Source organism: Actinomycetota bacterium (assembly GCA_035759705.1).
Classification (GTDB): Bacteria; Actinomycetota; CADDZG01; order JAHWKV01; family JAHWKV01; genus JAJCYE01.
In genome coordinates, this window is sequence record DASTUJ010000047.1 from 1 (window position 1) to 2,572 (window position 2,572).

Annotated in this window: 4 protein-coding genes; 1 reads left to right on the forward strand and 3 read right to left on the reverse strand. The window is 65.3% G+C overall.

Annotation, left to right across the window (positions count from 1 at the left end; all coding sequences use genetic code 11):
* Positions 1 to 231, forward strand: a 231-nt coding sequence (locus tag VFV09_03060; protein HEU4866686.1) for a hypothetical protein, incomplete at its 5' end; no start/stop codon positions are given.
* A gap of 63 nt (positions 232 to 294) precedes the next feature.
* Here VFV09_03060 and VFV09_03065 read toward each other — a convergent pair.
* Genes VFV09_03065 through rplJ form a run of 3 tightly spaced genes read right to left on the reverse strand, consistent with a single transcriptional unit; the run spans position 295 to position 2,407 of the window.
* Entirely contained in the window at positions 295 to 1,278 is a 984-nt protein-coding gene (locus VFV09_03065) for an ornithine cyclodeaminase family protein (protein HEU4866687.1), read from the reverse strand.
* Between the two features lie 31 nt (positions 1,279 to 1,309).
* Positions 1,310 to 1,705, reverse strand: a complete 396-nt coding sequence (gene rplL / locus VFV09_03070; protein ID HEU4866688.1) for a 50S ribosomal protein L7/L12 — start codon at positions 1,703 to 1,705, stop codon at positions 1,310 to 1,312.
* 9 nt (positions 1,706 to 1,714) lie between these two features.
* Complete coding sequence (rplJ, locus tag VFV09_03075; protein ID HEU4866689.1) at positions 1,715 to 2,407, reverse strand: 50S ribosomal protein L10; 693 nt, start codon at positions 2,405 to 2,407, stop codon at positions 1,715 to 1,717.
* Positions 2,408 to 2,572: the final 165 nt, after the last annotated feature.

Consider the following 2,572-nt stretch of genomic DNA (forward strand, 5'->3'; position numbering starts at 1 on the left):
TCTGGCGTTCGTTCCGAGTCCGGCGGCTGCAGCGGCGGCACCGGCGGCGACGCAACCGGCGGCGACGGCGGCGAAGGTAACGGCGGCGACGCCGACACCGGCGACGGCGGCGAAGGCGGCGAAGGCGGACGTTCCGGTAACGGCGGCAACGGCGCACGCAGCGGCCGTAGCGGCGACTCCGGCGCAACCGGCGACACCTGCGCAGACGCAGACAACAACAACAACTGCTAACAGCAGCTGGATCAACAAAAGGACCCCCGAAAGGGGGTCCTTTTTTGTGTCCGGCTTTAAGTCCTAGAGCACGATGGTCGAGCCGATCCCAGCCTGCAGCGCCCTTTCGTAGGCCACGATCGCCACGGCGATGTCCTGGATCGCCAGGCCGGTGGAGTCGAAGATTGTGATCTGGTCCTGGGAGGTGCGCCCGGCGGTCGTTCCGTTGATCACGTCCGACAGCGTGCCTGCGATATCACTCTCCTGAATCAACCCTTGCGAGATGGCCACGTTGACCTCGCCGCCGTGGGTGGCCTGGTACATCTCGTCGACAATCAGGCGGGCTCCCGTGAGGATCGCCGGGTCCAGCTCCTGCTTTCCGGGACCGTCGGCACCGACCGCGTTGATGTGGGCCCCGGGGCGAACCGCCGAGGCGGGGAACAACGGGGAGCGGGCCGGGGTGAGGGTGCACAGGACGTCGGCTGCGGCCGCCTCCTCGATTGAGCCGGCCCGGAAGCGGACCGACGGGTTTTCCGGGGCCAGTGACTCGATGACTGCATCGCGCCGGGCTGCGTCGTTCTCAGGGGCCCAGACGATGACTTCGGTGATAGGGAGCTGCCCGGCCACTGCACGGAACTGGTAGGCCGCCTGGGCCCCTGCTCCGATCAGGCCGAGGCTGCTGGATTCGGGGCGGGCGAGATACCTGGCGGCAACCCCGGATGCGGCGCCGGTACGGAGGGCGGTCAGCGCGGTGGCCGCCATGAGACAGAGCGGTATGCCGGTCTCCTGGGAGTACAGCACGTAGGTGCCGACAACCGAGGGCAGGCCCTTCGACGGGTTGAGCTCGTGGGAGTTGATCAGCTTCACCCCGGCGAACCGGTCCCCCACCGCAGCCGGCATGGCTCTGAGGTCGCCGCGGTACTGCGGGAAATTGAGGTAGACCTTGGGCGGCATATGCGCCAGCCCCTTGCCGAAGTCGGCGAAAGCCAACTCGACGACGTCGACCGCCTCGGACGTGTCCACGAGTTGGGACACGTCCGAGTCGGTCAACAGCAGCAGCTTGGTCAAAGCCCGACTGCCTGCTGCTGGTGTGAGGTTGTTACTTGAGCTCGACGGTGGCGCCGGCTTCTTCCAGCTGGGCCTTGGCCTTTTCGGCAACTTCCTTGGCGACCTTCTCCAGGATCGGCTTCGGGAACGCCTCGACCAGGTCCTTGGCTTCCTTCAAGCCGAGCTGGGTAAGAGCGCGGACTTCCTTGATGACCTGGATCTTCTTCTCGCCGATGCCGGTCAGGACAACGTCGAACTCGTCCTGCTCCTCGGCCTCGGGAGCGGCTCCGCCGCCACCGCCGCCGCCGGCGCCGGGTGCTGCTGCCATCATCTGGGGTGCTGCGGTAACGCCGAACTTCTCCTCGAACGACTTGACGAACTCGGAGAGCTCGAGAACCGTCATCTCGCCTATTGCATCCAGCAAGTCGCCTGCAGATACCTTTGCCATTTGTGCCTCCTACGCTTGCGTCTCGGCTGCGCCGGACGAATCTTCAGTGGGTGTGTTCTCGGTTGCGGCGGCTGCCTCGGGAGCGGCCGGCGCGTCTTCGGTGGGTGCCGGGGCCTCGGGTGCGGCTGCCGGAGCCGGAGCTTCAGCGTCAGCCGGAGCCGGAGCTTCTGTTTCATTGGCTGCGGCGACGCCTCGCTGCTGCTGCAGCGCATACAGGGCGTTGCCCAGGCTTCCGAGCGGTGCGTAAAGCAGGCTCGCCATCTTCTGGATCGGCGAGTTCAACAGACCTGCCAGCTTGGACAGCAGAACCTCACGGGACTCGACCGAAGCCAGAGCCTTCGCCTGCTGAGCGTCCAGGACCTTACCGCCCAGGATGCCGCCCTTGACGACCAGAGCCGGGTACTTCTTGGCTACGTCATCGAGGCTCTTGGCAGCCAGCACCGCATCGCCGTTGACGAATGCGATGGCCGTGGACCCCCTCAGGAGGGGAATCAGATCCGCCATGTTGGCCTCGGTCGCAGCAATGCGGCCCAGGGTGTTCTTGACCACGCCGAACTCGGTGCCGTTCTCGGCCAGACTGCGCCGCACCTGCATCATCTCGCCGACTTTGAGGCCAGTGAACTCGGCCAGCAGTGCTGCATCGCTGGACTCAAGCTTCTCCCTGAGCTCTTTCACCGCCGCTACCTTCTGGGGTTTCGGCATAGCGCTCCTTTATCCTTTGAGTGCAAAACACTGTTCCTTAAACGCGAAAAACGACCCGCCGCGGACGACAGATCGCTCGAAAAGAGTTCAATTCTGTTCGCCTGAACAGGCCTCCCGAGGGAGCTTAAGGGGCGACCTTCGATGCGGTCGCCAACCACCTGCCGT